Source organism: Serratia sp. CY74737 (genome assembly GCF_052166775.1).
GTDB lineage: Bacteria > Pseudomonadota > Gammaproteobacteria > Enterobacterales > Enterobacteriaceae > Serratia > Serratia ureilytica.
Window position 1 is genome coordinate 127436 of record NZ_JBJNOF010000012.1, and the last position, 14184, is coordinate 141619.

14 protein-coding genes are annotated in these 14184 nt (G+C 59.7%); 10 read left to right on the plus strand and 4 right to left on the minus strand.

Annotated elements, in window-relative coordinates; genetic code table 11:
- The first annotated feature begins 252 nt into the window (after nucleotides 1–252).
- Entirely contained in the window at nucleotides 253–2406 is a 2154-nt protein-coding gene (aas, locus tag ACJ8PE_RS17055; RefSeq protein ID WP_197793066.1) for a bifunctional acyl-ACP--phospholipid O-acyltransferase/long-chain-fatty-acid--ACP ligase, read from the plus strand.
- Nucleotides 2406–3590, plus strand: a complete 1185-nt coding sequence (gene lplT, locus ACJ8PE_RS17060; RefSeq protein ID WP_033644843.1) for a lysophospholipid transporter LplT — start codon at nucleotides 2406–2408, stop codon at nucleotides 3588–3590. The genes aas and lplT overlap by 1 nt, the downstream gene beginning before the upstream one ends.
- 33 nt (nucleotides 3591–3623) lie before the next feature.
- Here the strand turns inward: lplT and ACJ8PE_RS17065 are convergent, their stop codons facing one another.
- The 4 genes from ACJ8PE_RS17065 to mutH all read right to left on the minus strand — a co-directional run bounded on the left by ACJ8PE_RS17065 (nucleotide 3624) and on the right by mutH (nucleotide 6747).
- Complete coding sequence (locus ACJ8PE_RS17065; protein WP_033644844.1) at nucleotides 3624–4664, minus strand: NADP(H)-dependent aldo-keto reductase; 1041 nt, start codon at nucleotides 4662–4664, stop codon at nucleotides 3624–3626.
- Nucleotides 4665–4870: 206 nt separating this feature from the next.
- Entirely contained in the window at nucleotides 4871–5089 is a 219-nt protein-coding gene (locus ACJ8PE_RS17070; RefSeq protein ID WP_016929923.1) for a YgdI/YgdR family lipoprotein, read from the minus strand.
- A 154-nt stretch (nucleotides 5090–5243) separates the two neighbouring features.
- Entirely contained in the window at nucleotides 5244–5960 is a 717-nt protein-coding gene (locus ACJ8PE_RS17075) for a TerC family protein (RefSeq protein ID WP_004931845.1), read from the minus strand.
- 100 nt (nucleotides 5961–6060) lie between these two features.
- Complete coding sequence (mutH, locus tag ACJ8PE_RS17080) at nucleotides 6061–6747, minus strand: DNA mismatch repair endonuclease MutH (protein ID WP_004931848.1); 687 nt, start codon at nucleotides 6745–6747, stop codon at nucleotides 6061–6063.
- Nucleotides 6748–7443: 696 nt separating this feature from the next.
- Here mutH and rppH point away from each other — a divergent pair.
- From rppH to ACJ8PE_RS17120, 8 genes are all read left to right on the plus strand, one after another.
- Nucleotides 7444–7971 carry an RNA pyrophosphohydrolase gene (rppH, locus tag ACJ8PE_RS17085; RefSeq protein WP_004931849.1) on the plus strand — a complete coding sequence of 176 codons (528 nt, stop codon included), beginning with the start codon at nucleotides 7444–7446 and terminating at the stop codon, nucleotides 7969–7971.
- Nucleotides 7972–7983: 12 nt separating this feature from the next.
- Entirely contained in the window at nucleotides 7984–10230 is a 2247-nt protein-coding gene (ptsP, locus tag ACJ8PE_RS17090) for a phosphoenolpyruvate--protein phosphotransferase (protein WP_033644849.1), read from the plus strand.
- A gap of 222 nt (nucleotides 10231–10452) precedes the next feature.
- The gene (lgt, locus tag ACJ8PE_RS17095; protein ID WP_015378920.1) at nucleotides 10453–11325 is read left to right on the plus strand and encodes a prolipoprotein diacylglyceryl transferase; all 873 of its coding nucleotides are present in this window, start codon (nucleotides 10453–10455) and stop codon (nucleotides 11323–11325) included.
- Nucleotides 11326–11332: 7 nt separating this feature from the next.
- Nucleotides 11333–12127, plus strand: a complete 795-nt coding sequence (thyA, locus tag ACJ8PE_RS17100) for a thymidylate synthase (protein ID WP_015378919.1) — start codon at nucleotides 11333–11335, stop codon at nucleotides 12125–12127.
- A gap of 174 nt (nucleotides 12128–12301) precedes the next feature.
- Nucleotides 12302–12805: a prepilin peptidase-dependent protein gene (locus ACJ8PE_RS17105; protein WP_072627060.1), complete on the plus strand. Its 504-nt coding sequence runs from the start codon at nucleotides 12302–12304 to the stop codon at nucleotides 12803–12805.
- Entirely contained in the window at nucleotides 12799–13377 is a 579-nt protein-coding gene (locus ACJ8PE_RS17110) for a prepilin peptidase-dependent protein (protein WP_033652127.1), read from the plus strand. The genes ACJ8PE_RS17105 and ACJ8PE_RS17110 overlap by 7 nt, the downstream gene beginning before the upstream one ends.
- A complete protein-coding gene (locus ACJ8PE_RS17115) occupies nucleotides 13374–13820 on the plus strand; it encodes a YgdB family protein (RefSeq protein ID WP_197760439.1) in 447 nt (148 codons plus the stop codon). The genes ACJ8PE_RS17110 and ACJ8PE_RS17115 overlap by 4 nt, the downstream gene beginning before the upstream one ends.
- Nucleotides 13810–14166 carry a prepilin-type N-terminal cleavage/methylation domain-containing protein gene (locus tag ACJ8PE_RS17120; protein WP_015378915.1) on the plus strand — a complete coding sequence of 119 codons (357 nt, stop codon included), beginning with the start codon at nucleotides 13810–13812 and terminating at the stop codon, nucleotides 14164–14166. Before ACJ8PE_RS17115 ends, ACJ8PE_RS17120 begins: the two co-directional genes overlap by 11 nt.
- The last annotated feature ends 18 nt before the right edge of the window (nucleotides 14167–14184 follow it).

The window sequence follows — 14184 nt, forward strand, 5'->3', positions numbered from 1 at the left end:
CAGATCGTGGGAAATTTACAGCTGGTTGCATTTGGAGCAGAACTCTTGCGATTCGCCGGTAGTTTCCTGCACGCCATCTCTCTAGAGTAGGTGATCCCAGAGGTATTGATTGGTGAGAAATCAGCGTGCCTTGCATGCTGAAGCCATTTTCAATTGCACCAACCTACGCGGATGCGTAGGTTTTTTTTTGCCTGCCATATAGTATTCTTTTCCCTACAACGATTTACGCCTCCATGGCCAAGGGAGAAGGGCATGATCTTTTCACTGCTGCGCGCGCTGTTTCGCCTGTTGTTTCGGGTACGGGTCGAAGGGGACGTCCAGCACTTCGAACGGCAAAAATTACTGATTACGCCGAACCACGTCTCTTTCCTCGACGGCGTACTGCTGGCGCTGTTCCTGCCGATAAAACCGGTGTTTGCGGTCTATGCCAGCATCGGCGAGAGCTGGTTTATGCGCTGGCTGCGGCCTTACATCGATTTTGTCTCGCTCGATCCCACCAAGCCGATGGCCATCAAGCAACTGGTGCGCATGGTCGAGCAGGGACGGCCGATCGTGGTGTTCCCTGAAGGGCGCATCACCGTGACCGGCGCGCTGATGAAAATTTACGACGGAGCGGCGTTTATCGCCGCCAAATCGGGCGCGACCGTGGTGCCGGTGCGGATCGATGGCCCGGAGTTCAGCCCGTTTGGCCGCATGGCCGGGGTGTTCAAGATCCGCTGGTTCCCGCAAATCAGCATCCGCATCTTGCCGCCGACCACGCTGCCGATGCCGGAAGCGCCGCGCGCGCGTGAACGCCGGGCGCTGGCGGGCGATCGGCTGATGCAGATCATGATGCGGGCGCGGATGGAGACGCGCGAGCCGCAAACGCTGTTCCATGCTTTGCTGGCGGCGCAGCACCGCTATGGGCGCCGCAAGCCTTGCATCGAAGACATCGCTTTCAAAGAAGACAGTTACCAGACGCTAGTCAAGAAATCGCTGGGCGTCAGCCGCATTTTGCAGCGCTTTACCGCCGAGGGGGAGCACGTTGGGCTGCTGTTGCCCAACGCCACCATTACCGCGGCGGCGATCTTCGGCGCTTCGCTGCGCAATCGCATCCCGGCGATGCTCAACTACACCGCAGGTGCCAACGGCCTGAACAGCGCGATGACGGCCGCCGGCATCAAGACCATCATCACCTCGCGCCAGTTTCTGGAGAAAGGCAAGCTGACCCACCTGCCGGAACAGGTGCCGCAGGCTAACTGGGTGTATCTGGAAGATCTGAAAGAGACGGTCACGCTGGCGGATAAGCTGTGGATCCTGCGTTACTTGCTTCAGCCGCAGCGCGCGGCGTTGCCGCAACGTCCGGAGGACCCGGCGCTGATCCTGTTCACGTCCGGATCCGAAGGCCATCCCAAGGGCGTGGTGCATTCGCACGCCAGCCTGCTGGCCAACGTAGAACAAATCCGCACCATCGCCGATTTCACGCCGCGCGACCGCTTCATGTCGTCGCTGCCGCTGTTCCACTCGTTCGGACTGACGGTGGGGCTGCTTACGCCGCTGATCACCGGCAGCCGCATTTTCCTCTACCCCAGCCCGCTGCACTATCGCGTGGTGCCGGAGCTGGTGTATGACCGTAACTGCACGGTGTTGTTCGGCACGGCGACCTTCCTTAACAACTATGCGCGCTTCGCGCATCCGTATGATTTTGCCCGCCTGCGCTATGTCGTGGCCGGCGCGGAGAAACTGGCGGACAGCACCAAACAGATCTACCAGGACAAATACGGCATCCGCATTTTGGAAGGCTATGGCGTGACCGAGTGCGCGCCGGTGGTCTCGATCAACGTGCCGCTGGCGACCAAGGTGGGCACCGTCGGCCGCATCATGCCGCAGATGGAGGCGCGTCTGATCGCGGTGCCGGGTATTGATAACGGCGGCCGTCTGCAGCTGAAGGGGCCGAATATCATGAAAGGCTATCTGCGGGTTGAACGCCCCGGCGAACTGGAGCCGCCGGCGGCGGAAGATGCGAACGGCGTGCTGCAGCCGGGCTGGTATGACACCGGCGATATCGTCAGCCTGGATGAGCAGGGTTACTGCACCATTCGCGGGCGCGTGAAGCGCTTCGCCAAGCTCGCGGGCGAGATGGTGTCGCTGGAGAGCGTCGAACTGCTGGCGCAACGGCTGTCGCCGGATAAACTGCATGCCGCCACGGTCAAAAGCGACAGCAGCAAAGGCGAGGCGTTGGTGCTGTTCACCACCGATCCCGCCATTACCCGCGAGGCATTGCTGCGGGTGGCGCGCGAACTGGGCAGCCCGGAGCTGGCGGTACCGCGCGATGTTCGCCTGTTGAAAACGCTGCCGGTGCTCGGCAGCGGCAAACCTGATTTCGTCACCCTGCGTCATATGGCCGAACAGCCGGAGAGTGTCTGATGAATCCTTCGACCGAATCCCCTTTGTTGTCACGCGGCATGATCGCGGTGATCAGCGCGCAGTTCCTTTCGGCGTTCGGCGACAATGCGTTGCTGTTCGCCACGCTGGCGTTGATCAAGCAGCAGCTGTATCCGGACTGGAGCCAGCCGATCCTGCAGATGGCCTTTGTCGCCACCTATATCATTCTGGCTCCGTTCGTCGGCCAGATCGCCGACAGCTTTGCCAAAGGGCGGGTGATGATGTTCGCCAACGCCCTGAAATTGGCGGGGGCATTGGTGATCTGTTTTGGGGGTAATCCGTTTCTGGGTTACAGCCTGGTCGGCGTGGGAGCCGCCGCGTATTCACCGGCCAAATACGGCATTCTGGGCGAGATCACCAGCGGTGAGAAACTGGTCAAGGCTAACGGCCTGATCGAGGCTTCGACCATTGCGGCCATTCTGACCGGTTCGGTGGCCGGCGGTATTCTGGCGGACTGGCACGTGGCGGCGGCGCTGGCGGCCTGCGCGTTGGTTTACGCGGGAGCGGTGGTCGCCAACCTGTATATTCCGCGTTTGGCGGCGGCGCGTCCTGGCGCTTCGTGGCGTCCTCAGGCCATGACGCACAGCTTCTTTGCTGCCTGCGTTACGCTGTGGCGCGATGGACAGACGCGTTTCTCATTGATTGGCACCAGCCTGTTTTGGGGGGCCGGCGTGACGCTGCGTTTTCTGCTGGTGCTGTGGGTGCCGGTGGCGCTCGGCATCGCCGATAACGCCACGCCAACGCTGCTGAACGCCATGGTGGCCGTCGGCATCGTGGTGGGCGCGGGTGCCGCCGCGCGCTTCGTCACGCTTAAAACGGTGAAACGCTGTATGCCGGCCGGGATCCTGATCGGCGTCGCGGTCGCGGTGTTTGCGCTGCAAACGACCATGCTCAATGCCTACGTCTTGCTGGCGCTCATCGGCATGCTGGGGGGCTTCTTCGTCGTGCCGCTCAATGCGTTGCTGCAGGAGCGGGGAAAACATTCGGTCGGCGCCGGCAATGCGATCGCAGTGCAAAACCTGGGTGAAAACGCCGCCATGTTGCTGATGCTGGGCCTGTATTCTTTGGTCGTGAAGCTGGGCGTGCCGGTGGTGGGCGTCGGCGTAGGGTTTGGCGTGGTGTTTGCGCTGGCGATTAGCGCGTTGTGGTGGTCGCAGCGGCGGTGAAACGGGGCGCAGCCAGGCTGCGCCCTCAGGCTATCAAGGCGCCGGAATGGTAAACCGGGTGTGGATTTCTTCGAGCGCCTGCAGCACGTCCTCATCCAGAATCACGTCGAGGCTATCGAGGTTGATTTTCAACTGCTCCACCGAGGTGGCGCCCAACAGGGTGCTGGCGACGAACGGCTGCTGACGCACGAAGGCCAACGCCATCTGTGAAGGATCCAGCCCGTGTTTTTTGGCCAGCGCCACGTATTCGGCGATCGCCCGTTGGGTTTGCTGCCCTGAATAACGGTTGAAGCGGGTGAACAGCGTATTGCGCGCACCAGCCGGTTTAGCGCCGTTGAGGTATTTACCGCTCAGCGTGCCGAACGCCAGGCTGGAATAGGCCAGCAGTTCTACCCCTTCGTGCTGGCTGATTTCGGCCAGGCCAATCTCAAAGCTGCGGTTCAGCAGGCTGTACGGGTTTTGAATCGACACGATGCGCGGCAGCTCGTGTTTCTCCGCCAGTTGCAGATAGCGCATCACGCCCCAGGGCGTTTCGTTGGAGACCCCGATATAGCGAATTTTACCGGCGCGCACCTGCTCGGTCAGCGCCTCCAGGGTTTCCAGCAGCGTGACCGTGGCTTTGTCATCGGTATATTGATAGTTGAGTTTGCCAAAGCAGTTGGTGGCGCGCTGCGGCCAGTGCAATTGGTAAAGATCGAGATAATCGGTGTTCAGCCGCTTGAGGCTGGCGTCCAGAGCGGCGCGGATGTTTTTGCGATCGAGCGCCTGCTGCGGGCGGATGCTGCTGTCAGTGCCGCGCACCGGGCCCGAGACTTTGCTGGCCAGGACGATTTTTTCGCGATTGCCGCGCGCTTTGATCCAACTGCCGATATAGCTTTCGGTCAGGCCCTGGGTTTCCGGGCGGGGTGGCACCGGGTACAGTTCGGCGGTATCTATCAGGTTCACGCCTGCGGCCAATGCATAGTCCAGTTGCGCATGGGCGTCGGCTTCGCTGTTCTGTTCGCCAAAGGTCATGGTGCCCAGTCCCAGCACGCTCACTTCTAAAGAACTGTGGGGAATACGGTGGTATTGCATTAACGGCCTTCCTTTCTTGTTAGCGCTGACGGGCCGTGCGGCCCGGTGAAACAGGAGCCCAATTCAGAAGACGGCGCAAAGTCCGTCGGGCGGCGATGTCGCCTTTCCTGACTATAACCAAGCGGTGAAGATGGGGGAAGCGGATTCCGTGCGGACACGAATGAGGGCTACCGCGCTCGAACGGGCGATAGCCGGGCGTGCGGTGATTAGCGTTCGATAACCTGGGAAACCTGATCGCCGTTGATCTGGCGGTGATTGCCTTTCTCATCTTTATAACTGATGAGCCCGGTATCGGTGTCGATCTCCGGTTTGCCTTGCGTCAGGATCATGTTGCCGTCTTTGGTCGCCATGACGTAGTCGCTGGAACATCCCGCCAAACCGGCGGCCATAACCAGCGCAGACACTGCCATTACCCACTTTTTCATCCTGCGGATCCTCGATTATGCAGAAAACAATGTTCTTTCAAGATTAGCAAACTCTTGGCAGAGGGCGTCTCAGATAAGTCTTTATCTGATAAGAAAAACTGAAATGAAGGGCAACGAAACGGCGGAAGCCGCCGATGGCGGCCTCCGCGCAGGGTTATTCCGGCGAACGGTTTTTCTTGCTGCGCATCAGATTGAGCGCTTCTACCGACATGGAGAAGAACATGGCGAAGTAGATGTAGCCTTTCGGCACGTGCACCTGGAAGCTTTCCAGCATCAGCGTGAAGCCCACCAGGATCAGGAACGCCAGCGCCAGCATTTTCACCGACGGATGGCGATTGACGAATTCGCCGATCGGCCGGGCGGCGAACATCATCACGCCGACGGCAATCACCACCGCCGCCATCATGATGAACAGGTGATCGGAAAGGCCCACGGCGGTAATCACCGAATCCAGACTGAAGATGATATCCAACAGCATGATCTGTACGATCGCGCCGAAGAAGCTGTGCACCTTGGTGTGGTGCTCTTCTTCCGACCCTTCGATGGTTTCGTGGATCTCTTTGCTGGCTTTCCAGATCAGGAACAGTCCCCCCAGCAGCAGGATCAGATCGCGGGCGGAAATGGCGTGATCCAGCACGGTGAACAGCGGGTGCGTCAAGCGGATCACCCAGGCGATGGAGGCCAGCAGCGCCAGGCGCATCAGCATGGCAGCGGCCAAGCCCATTCGGCGAGCTTTGTTCTGTTGCGCTTTGGGCAGCTTCGCCACCACCAGCGACAGAAAAATGATGTTATCAATACCCAGTACGATCTCAAGAATGGTTAGCGTACCTAACGCTAACCAGGCATTGGGATCCATAATCCATTCGAACATTGCCCGACACACCTTAGTACTTAATAAATGCAAAGCGAGAATTATACGCGTTTATCGTGGCGCTGACAGGGCTAGCTAAACCAGAGTTAAACGAAATCGCTTAGATTGAGAAATGTCTTGCCAGCAGCGCGCCGGTAAAACCCTTTTTCAGATAGAAACCGCGCGGCAGCGTCATGATAGGTTGCCCCTGTTCGCCGATGGCTTCGGTGAGCGCCTTGTTGTTGGCCGCTTTGGGGCGCAGTTGCAGCACTTCGCCGTGGCGTGCGGTGATGCGTTCTACGTGGCCGAGCACAATCAGATCCATCAGCTCTTCCCAATCGCGGCGCAGCATCTCTTCTTCAGCAAGGCTCGGGCTCCACAGCAGCGGCGAACCGACGCGGCGCTGCGCCAGAGGGATTTGCCGTTCGCCCTCTACCGGTATCCACAACACGCGCGCCAGCTTGTGGCGAACGTGGCTGCTGGCCCAGGTGACGCCGCTGTTGCCGGTGAGCGGGGCGACGCAGACGAAAGTGGTCTCCAGCGGTTTGCCGGCGGCGTCGACAGGAATGGTTTTCAGCTCAATGCCCAGCTCAGGAAAATCCTGTTCCGGTTTACTGCCGGCCATGGCGCCGAGGTACAGCTCCAGCAGCATGCCCACCCAGCCTTTATCGCGTTTCAGATCCTTGGGGATCGGCAACTGCGCGCGGGCGGCCAGTTCGCCAAAACTGAAGCCGGCCAGCGCCTGAGCGCGCTCGAACAGCTGCCGTTCATTTTCCGGCGGGGGCGGCAGAGGGGATAAAAACGCCATAAATCAAGCCTGTCGAATTTGGTTGAAAAACGTACTGCATAGATACACGGGAAACGCTAACCCCAGTCGCCTGGGGAAAAGAATAATAGTAGCATGATTTTACATGACTTTTTTTCTTTCCTTGCGCGGGCGACAATGCACTTGCGGGGCTTGTTCACCTGAAGCCACCGACAATAAACAGGATCTTACACCTATTTATCCACAGATTTATGGGATAACCCAAATTTTTACCGATCACTGGTTCAATTTACAGCCTTGACTCAGGCGGATTTTTACGAATTTGTCCGTTTTGTGCGTAACTTGCCCGGATAATCTGTGGATAAAAACGGCGTTGGTGGATCTTTCGCCAGGGTAAGATCCTTACCGTGCATAGATCACATTTTTGCCCTGTAAATCACTGTGGGATATTGGTTAACTATATGTTTTTAATATTAATATTTGTTTTTAGGTATGAGAGGGGATTTTAGGGGGCGAGAGTTTTACCGGCTTATCCCTCGAGTTCTGCACACACCTATCCACAGAAAAAGTGAATAAAACCGGTCTGAAAGGCTGGGGTATGTTTATAACTTTGCCTATATCTGTGAGTTATCCCAATGTTATCCGGCCCGCAGCGCCGTAAAGCAGTGGTTTACCGCCTGTAGCTTGTGTGAAACAATCAGGACATCTATGCGAATTTAAGCTTATCGAGGTAGTCCGGTGATCGATGATGATGGCTACCGCCCGAATGTTGGTATCGTAATCTGTAATCGTCAGGGGCAGGTCCTATGGGCCCGCCGTTACGGTCAGCACTCCTGGCAGTTTCCCCAAGGTGGGATTAACCCTGGCGAAACTGCGGAGCAGGCGATGTACCGTGAGCTGTTCGAAGAAGTGGGGCTGAGTAAAAAGGATGTGCGCATCCTGGCTTCGACCCGCAACTGGTTGCGCTATAAATTGCCGAAACGTTTGGTGCGTTGGGACACAAAGCCGGTTTGTATCGGCCAAAAGCAAAAATGGTTTTTGTTGCAGCTACTGTGCAATGACGCTGATATCAATATGCAGCGCAGCAGCACGCCGGAGTTCGACGGTTGGCGCTGGGTGAGCTTCTGGTATCCGGTGCGCCAGGTGGTGTCGTTCAAACGCGACGTCTACCGCCGGGTGATGAAAGAATTCGCCGTGACCGTGATGCCGATGCAAGAGCAGGCGGCGCCGCGGCAGGCCCCCGCTTATCGCCGAAAGAGAGGTTAAGTTAAGCCGACTATGCTCACGCGCTTGCGAGAAATTGTAGAGAAGGTGGCCGCGGCGGCCAGTCTGACGGATGCGCTGGATCTGCTGGTCAATGAAACCTGTCTGGCGATGGACACCGAAGTGTGTTCCATCTACCTGGCGGACAACGATCGCCGCTGTTACTACCTGATGGCCACGCGCGGGCTGAAAAAGCCGCGTGGGCGCACTATCGCATTGGCGTTTGACGAGGGCGTCGTCGGGTTGGTCGGCCGCCGGGCCGAGCCTATCAACCTGGCCGATGCCCAAAGCCACCCCAGTTTTAAATACGTTCCGCAGGTGAAAGAGGATCGTTTCCGATCCTTCCTCGGGGTGCCGATCATTCATCGGCGCCAACTGCTGGGGGTGCTGGTGGTGCAGCAGCGTGAGCTGCGCCAGTTCGATGAAAGCGAAGAGTCTTTCATGGTCACCCTGGCCACGCAGATGGCCGGGATCCTGTCACAGTCGCAGCTCAACGCCATTTTCGGTCAGTATCGCCAAACGCGCGTGCGCGCGCTGGCGGCCTCGCCCGGCGTGGCGGTGGCGGAAGGGTGGCAGGACAGCAGCCAGCCTTCGCTCGATCAGGTTTACCGCGCGTCGACGCTGGACACCGCCAGCGAGCGCGAGCGCCTGACGCTGGCGCTGGAAGAGGCCGGCGCGGAGTTTCGCCGTTTCAGCAAGCGTTTTGCCGCCAGCTCGCAAAAAGAGAGCGCGGCGATCTTCGATCTTTATTCTCACCTGTTAAACGACGCTCGCCTCAAGCGCGAACTGTTCGCCGAAATCGACAACGGCTCGGTGGCGGAATGGGCGGTGAAGCAGGTGATAGAAGCCTTTGCCGAACAGTTCGCCAAACTGCAGGACACCTATATGCGCGAGCGCGGCAGCGACCTGCGCGCGCTGGGCCAGCGCCTGCTGTTCCACCTCGACGACACCACTCAGGGGGCCACCCAGTGGCCGGCGCGTTTTGTGCTGGTGGCGGATGAACTGACCGCGACATTGCTGGCCGAAGTGCCGCAGGATCGCCTGGTTGGCGTGGTCGTGCGCGACGGCGCCGCCAATTCGCATGCGGCGATTTTGGTGCGGGCGATGGGGGTGCCGACGGTGATGGGCGCCGACATCCAGCCTTCTCTGCTCAGCCAGCGGCTGCTGATCGTTGATGGGTATCGCGGCGAACTGCTGGTCGATCCTGAGCCGGTGCTGGTGCAGGAATACCAACGGCTGATCAGCGAAGAACAGGAACTGAGCAAGCTGGCGGAAGACGACGTCGAACAGCCGGCGCAGTTGAAAAGCGGCGAACGCGTTCAGGTGATGTTGAACGCCGGCCTCAGCCCGGAACATGAACAGCTGTTGGGCGGCCGGGTGGACGGCGTGGGGTTGTACCGCACTGAAATTCCGTTCATGTTGCAAAGCGGTTTCCCTTCCGAAGAAGAACAGGTCGCGCAGTATCAAGGCATGCTGCAGCTTTACCCCAACAAACCGGTCACGCTGCGCACGCTGGACATCGGCGCCGACAAGCAACTGCCCTACATGCCGATCAGTGAAGAAAACCCCTGCCTGGGCTGGCGCGGCATTCGCATCACTCTGGACCAGCCGGAGATTTTTTTGATACAGGTGCGCGCCATGCTGCGCGCCAATGCCGGCACCGGCAATCTGGGCATTTTGCTGCCGATGGTCACCAGCCTGGAAGAGGTCGATGAGGCCAAGCGCCTGATTGACCGAGCCGGGCGCGAGGTGGAAGAGGTGCTTGGCTACGCGATCCCGAAACCGAAAATCGGCGTGATGCTGGAAGTGCCGTCGATGATTTTCCTGATCCCGCATTTGGCCGGGCGCGTCGACTTCATCTCGGTAGGCACCAACGATTTGACCCAGTACCTGCTGGCGGTGGATCGCAACAACACGCGGGTAGCCTCACTGTACGACAGCCTGCATCCCGCGATGCTGCAGGTGCTGAAGCTGATCGCCGAACAGGGGAAAGCGGCCGGGCTGCAGCTTAGCCTGTGCGGTGAACTGGCCGGCGATCCGATGGGCGCGCTGTTGCTGGTGGGCATGGGCTATCGCAATCTGAGCATGAACGGACGCAGCGTGGCGCGCATCAAATACCTGCTGCGGCATATCGATCTTGCCGACGCCGAAGTGTTGGCGCACCGGGTGTTGAACACCCAAATGACCACGGAAGTGCGCCATTTGGTGGCGGCGTTTATGGAGCGACGCGGCATGGGCGGGTTGATTCGCGGCGGCAGATAATCGCCGCGCGATGTGATTTTTTTACAGAACTTTTCCCGTGCTGCCGGCCCGGACCGCGCTAAGCCTATGTTATGATGCGCAACCTCAGCGCGACGCATGTTCGTCGTCTTGCAAACCGCAGCGGCCAACGCTGCCGTTTGAAAGGCGTGTGACAACCTGCGCCGACGTTTGGCACCTGCCGCCCCCGCATGGGGAAAAATAACAGACATGTTGTGGTGATAGATGAGCAATAGCTATCTGGCGTTTCCTAAATTTGATCCGGTCATTTTCTCCATTGGCCCGGTTTCTTTGCATTGGTACGGCCTGATGTATCTGGTCGGCTTCGTTTTTGCCATGTGGCTGGCGGTGCGCCGCGCCAACAAGCCGGGCAGCGGCTGGACCAAAGACGAAGTGGAAAACCTGCTCTACGCCGGTTTCCTGGGCGTATTCGTCGGCGGCCGCGTGGGCTATGTGCTGTTCTACAACCTGCCGTTGTTCCTGGATAATCCGCTCTATCTGTTTAAAGTCTGGGATGGCGGCATGTCGTTCCACGGCGGATTGATGGGGGTGATTCTGGTGATGTTCTGGTTCGCTCGCCGCACCAAACGCACCTTCTTCCAGGTTTCCGATTTTATCGCGCCATTGATCCCGTTCGGTTTGGGCGCCGGCCGCCTCGGCAACTTCATCAACGGTGAACTGTGGGGCCGCGTGACCACCGACACCCCTTGGGCGATGCTGTTCCCAAGCTCGCGCAGCGAAGACGTGGCGCTCGCCGCCGCCGATCCTTCTCTGCTGCCGCTGCTGAATCAGTACGGCGTGCTGCCGCGTCACCCGTCCCAGCTGTATGAACTGCTGCTTGAAGGCGTGGTGCTGTTTATCATTCTGAACCTGTTCATCCGCAAGCCGCGGCCGATGGGTGCCGTATCGGGCCTGTTCCTGATCGGTTATGGCGCATTCCGCATCATCGTTGAAGCGTTCCGCCAGCCTGATGCCCAGCTTGGCCTGTTCGACGGCGTGATCAGCATGGGGCAGATCCTGTCCATCCCGATGGTGGTGGCCGGTGTTATTATGATGATTTGGGCGTACCGTCGTCGCCCGCAGCAACAACTGTCGTGAGGGACAAATGAAACAGTATCTGGATTTGATGAACAAGGTGCTCGCCGAGGGCACTCCTAAAGCCGACCGTACCGGCACTGGCACGTTGTCGATTTTCGGCCACCAGATGCGTTTCAATTTGCAGGAAGGCTTCCCGTTGGTGACCACCAAGAAATGTCATCTGCGTTCGATCATTCATGAGCTGTTGTGGTTCCTGAACGGCGATACCAACATCGCCTATCTGCGTGACAACAAGGTCACCATTTGGGACGAGTGGGCCGATGAAAACGGCGATCTCGGCCCGGTGTACGGCAAGCAGTGGCGAGCCTGGGGGGCGGCGGACGGTCGTCAGATAGATCAGCTGAGCAACGTGCTCCAGCAGCTGAAACAAGATCCGGATTCGCGCCGCATCATCGTTTCCGCCTGGAACGTCGGTGAGCTGGACCAGATGGCGCTGGCGCCGTGCCACGCGTTCTTCCAGTTCTACGTGGCGGACGGCAAGCTCTCTTGCCAGCTGTACCAGCGTTCCTGCGACGTGTTCCTCGGCCTGCCGTTCAACATCGCCAGCTACGCGCTGTTGGTGCATATGATGGCGCAGCAGTGCGATTTGGACGTCGGCGACTTCGTCTGGACCGGTGGCGATACCCATCTGTACAGCAATCATATGGAACAGACGAAGCTGCAGCTGACGCGTGAACCCCGTCCGTTGCCGAAGCTGGTGATCAAACGCAAGCCGGCTTCGCTGTTCGATTACCGTTTCGAAGACTTCGAGATCGAAGGTTACGATCCGCACCCGGCCATCAAGGCACCGGTCGCGATCTGACCTTAACCGCATCACACCAGGGGCGCAGCGATTGCGCCCCTTTTTTTATCCGCATTGCGCGCCGCGCCGCATTTTATTGTCGCCATTTGTCGCTATAGGGAAAACATTGCGCAACTTGCCGCAAGGCTTGCGCATGCGGCTTTACCGCCTTGTTACGGCCCTTAAACTGGCCGCATGAAAGAAAATACGCTCTCGAACATCGATGACCGCCAGCGTGGCATGACGCTGATTGAGCTGTTGGCGGCGCTCCTGATCGCCGGCATGCTCACCGGCTGGGGCGTCGGTCAATGGCGCCACCATCAGCAAACGTTGCGTCTGGAACATACTGCCCAGCAGCTGCTGGCGTTTTTACTGCGACTGCAGGCGGACGCCAACTGGCGCAACCGCACGACGCTGCTGTGGTTCAAGAACGGCACGCCCTGGTGCCTGGGCGGCGGTGTGCCGCCGCCGGATTGCGCTTCCGCCGAGGGTTCCGTTTTCTCACCGTCTTACCGCGACGTCGTTTTGAGCGGCTACACCGACAAAGAGATCGGGTTTTACGGCTTGCGCAATACCGCGCAGGCGGGGCACATCCTGCTCAGCAACGAGTCAGGCGGCCTGCGGCTGGTGCTGTCCGCCCGAGGGCGGCTGCGTTTGTGCAGCGAAGGGCTCCGGATAAGGGGGATCGCGCCATGCTGACTGTCGAACGCGGTTTTACCTTGCCGGAGGTGATGTTGGCGCTGGTGTTCGGCAGCGTGATCGCGCTCGGCGCCGCGAAAACCTATCCGCTGTTGCGCCAGCAAAACGTGGCCGTCGGCCAGCATTTTCGGCTGGAGTCAACGCTGCGGCAACTGGCGTTCGGCATCGAGAAAGACCTGCGCCGCGCCGGTTTCTGTGCCGGGCAGTGCGCCGGCCGCCCGCTGCTGATCGGCCAGGCGGCGGGAGAAGCGGCGGGCAGCTGCGTTATCGTCGCTTACGACATCACCCGCAGCGGGCAATGGCTCACCTCGGGTGAGGATGCAGGTTATTTCGGTTATCGGCTGCGCAATGGCGGCTTGGAAGGGCAGCGCGGCGTAAGTCAATGCGACGGCGGCGGCTGGGAGCGGCTGCTCGATCGTGACGAAGTGCGCATTGAGCGGTTTCATGTGGCGATAGAGCGCGGGGAGCATGGCGGTGCGCTGGGCCGTTTGACTCTGGCGGGGCGCTCTGTCGGCGATGCGCGTATCAGGCGCAGCCTGAGCGGGAACGTCGAAATGGCGGCGTTGCCATGAACCGGCGGAGCCAGCGAGGCGGCAGTACTTTGGCGGCGGTAATGTTGCTGTTGGCGTTGGGGTTGATGTTGCTCAATGCCCAGCACCGGCAATTGGATAACGCGCTGTTACTGGCCGCCGATCAGCAGCGCTACCTCCAGGCTTACAATCAGGCCGCTTCCGCGCTGAGTTGGGGCATGCTCCAGCGTTGGCCGCGCGCCGAGCTGAGTGCGGTGGCCTGGTTATGCAGGCAGCGCGCGGAACTGACGGCCTGCGCCCGGCTGTCTGCCAGAGCGGGCGTCGTGACGGTACGCGGCCTTGGGGAGATGCGCGGCGGTGAGCCGCTTTGGCTGTATCAATGGGGCGCGTTTGACGGTGCGGAATCGGTCGGCAGGGTGCAAGCGCAGCCGGGCGGCCGGCTGGATTTTTGCCCCGAGAAAAGGCCGGCCGACTGTGAGGGTTAACGCTCGCGCAGGGCGGTTATCCCGCAACGGCTTCAGCCTGCCGGAAGTGTTGGTGGCGGCATTGTTGTTCTCGGTGTCGCTGCTGGGCTTGTTACAGTATCATCAGGTGCTGTTGCAGTCGTTCCAGCGCCAGTGGCACTACCGGCAAGCCTGGGTGATGGCGCATCAGCAGTTGGAGGCGTTCGCCGTCACCGGTCGGCTCGATGCCGAACCGCTGCCGGAAGGCTGGCGACGCGAGACGGCGTTCGACGGCGCGGATGCGGATTGCCGCCGATTGACGGTCAGAGTACAAACTCCGCAACGGCAGTGGGCGACGCTGAGCCGCTGGTATTGCACCCGTTTTTGAGCCGGTACGTATCTTGTT

Bases quoted from the DNA above. Each gene is read 5' to 3' on its own strand.
- aas (WP_197793066.1), top strand. From the start codon at position 253: ATGATCTTTTCACTGCTGCGCGCGCTGTTTCGCCTGTTGTTTCGGGTA.
- lplT (WP_033644843.1), top strand. From the start codon at position 2,406: ATGAATCCTTCGACCGAATCCCCTTTGTTGTCACGCGGCATGATCGCG.
- ACJ8PE_RS17065 (WP_033644844.1), bottom strand. From the start codon at position 4,664: ATGCAATACCACCGTATTCCCCACAGTTCTTTAGAAGTGAGCGTGCTG.
- ACJ8PE_RS17070 (WP_016929923.1), bottom strand. From the start codon at position 5,089: ATGAAAAAGTGGGTAATGGCAGTGTCTGCGCTGGTTATGGCCGCCGGT.
- ACJ8PE_RS17075 (WP_004931845.1), bottom strand. From the start codon at position 5,960: ATGTTCGAATGGATTATGGATCCCAATGCCTGGTTAGCGTTAGGTACG.
- mutH (WP_004931848.1), bottom strand. From the start codon at position 6,747: ATGGCGTTTTTATCCCCTCTGCCGCCCCCGCCGGAAAATGAACGGCAG.
- ptsP (WP_033644849.1), top strand. From the start codon at position 7,984: ATGCTCACGCGCTTGCGAGAAATTGTAGAGAAGGTGGCCGCGGCGGCC.
- lgt (WP_015378920.1), top strand. From the start codon at position 10,453: ATGAGCAATAGCTATCTGGCGTTTCCTAAATTTGATCCGGTCATTTTC.
- thyA (WP_015378919.1), top strand. From the start codon at position 11,333: ATGAAACAGTATCTGGATTTGATGAACAAGGTGCTCGCCGAGGGCACT.
- ACJ8PE_RS17105 (WP_072627060.1), top strand. From the start codon at position 12,302: ATGAAAGAAAATACGCTCTCGAACATCGATGACCGCCAGCGTGGCATG.
- ACJ8PE_RS17110 (WP_033652127.1), top strand. From the start codon at position 12,799: ATGCTGACTGTCGAACGCGGTTTTACCTTGCCGGAGGTGATGTTGGCG.
- ACJ8PE_RS17115 (WP_197760439.1), top strand. From the start codon at position 13,374: ATGAACCGGCGGAGCCAGCGAGGCGGCAGTACTTTGGCGGCGGTAATG.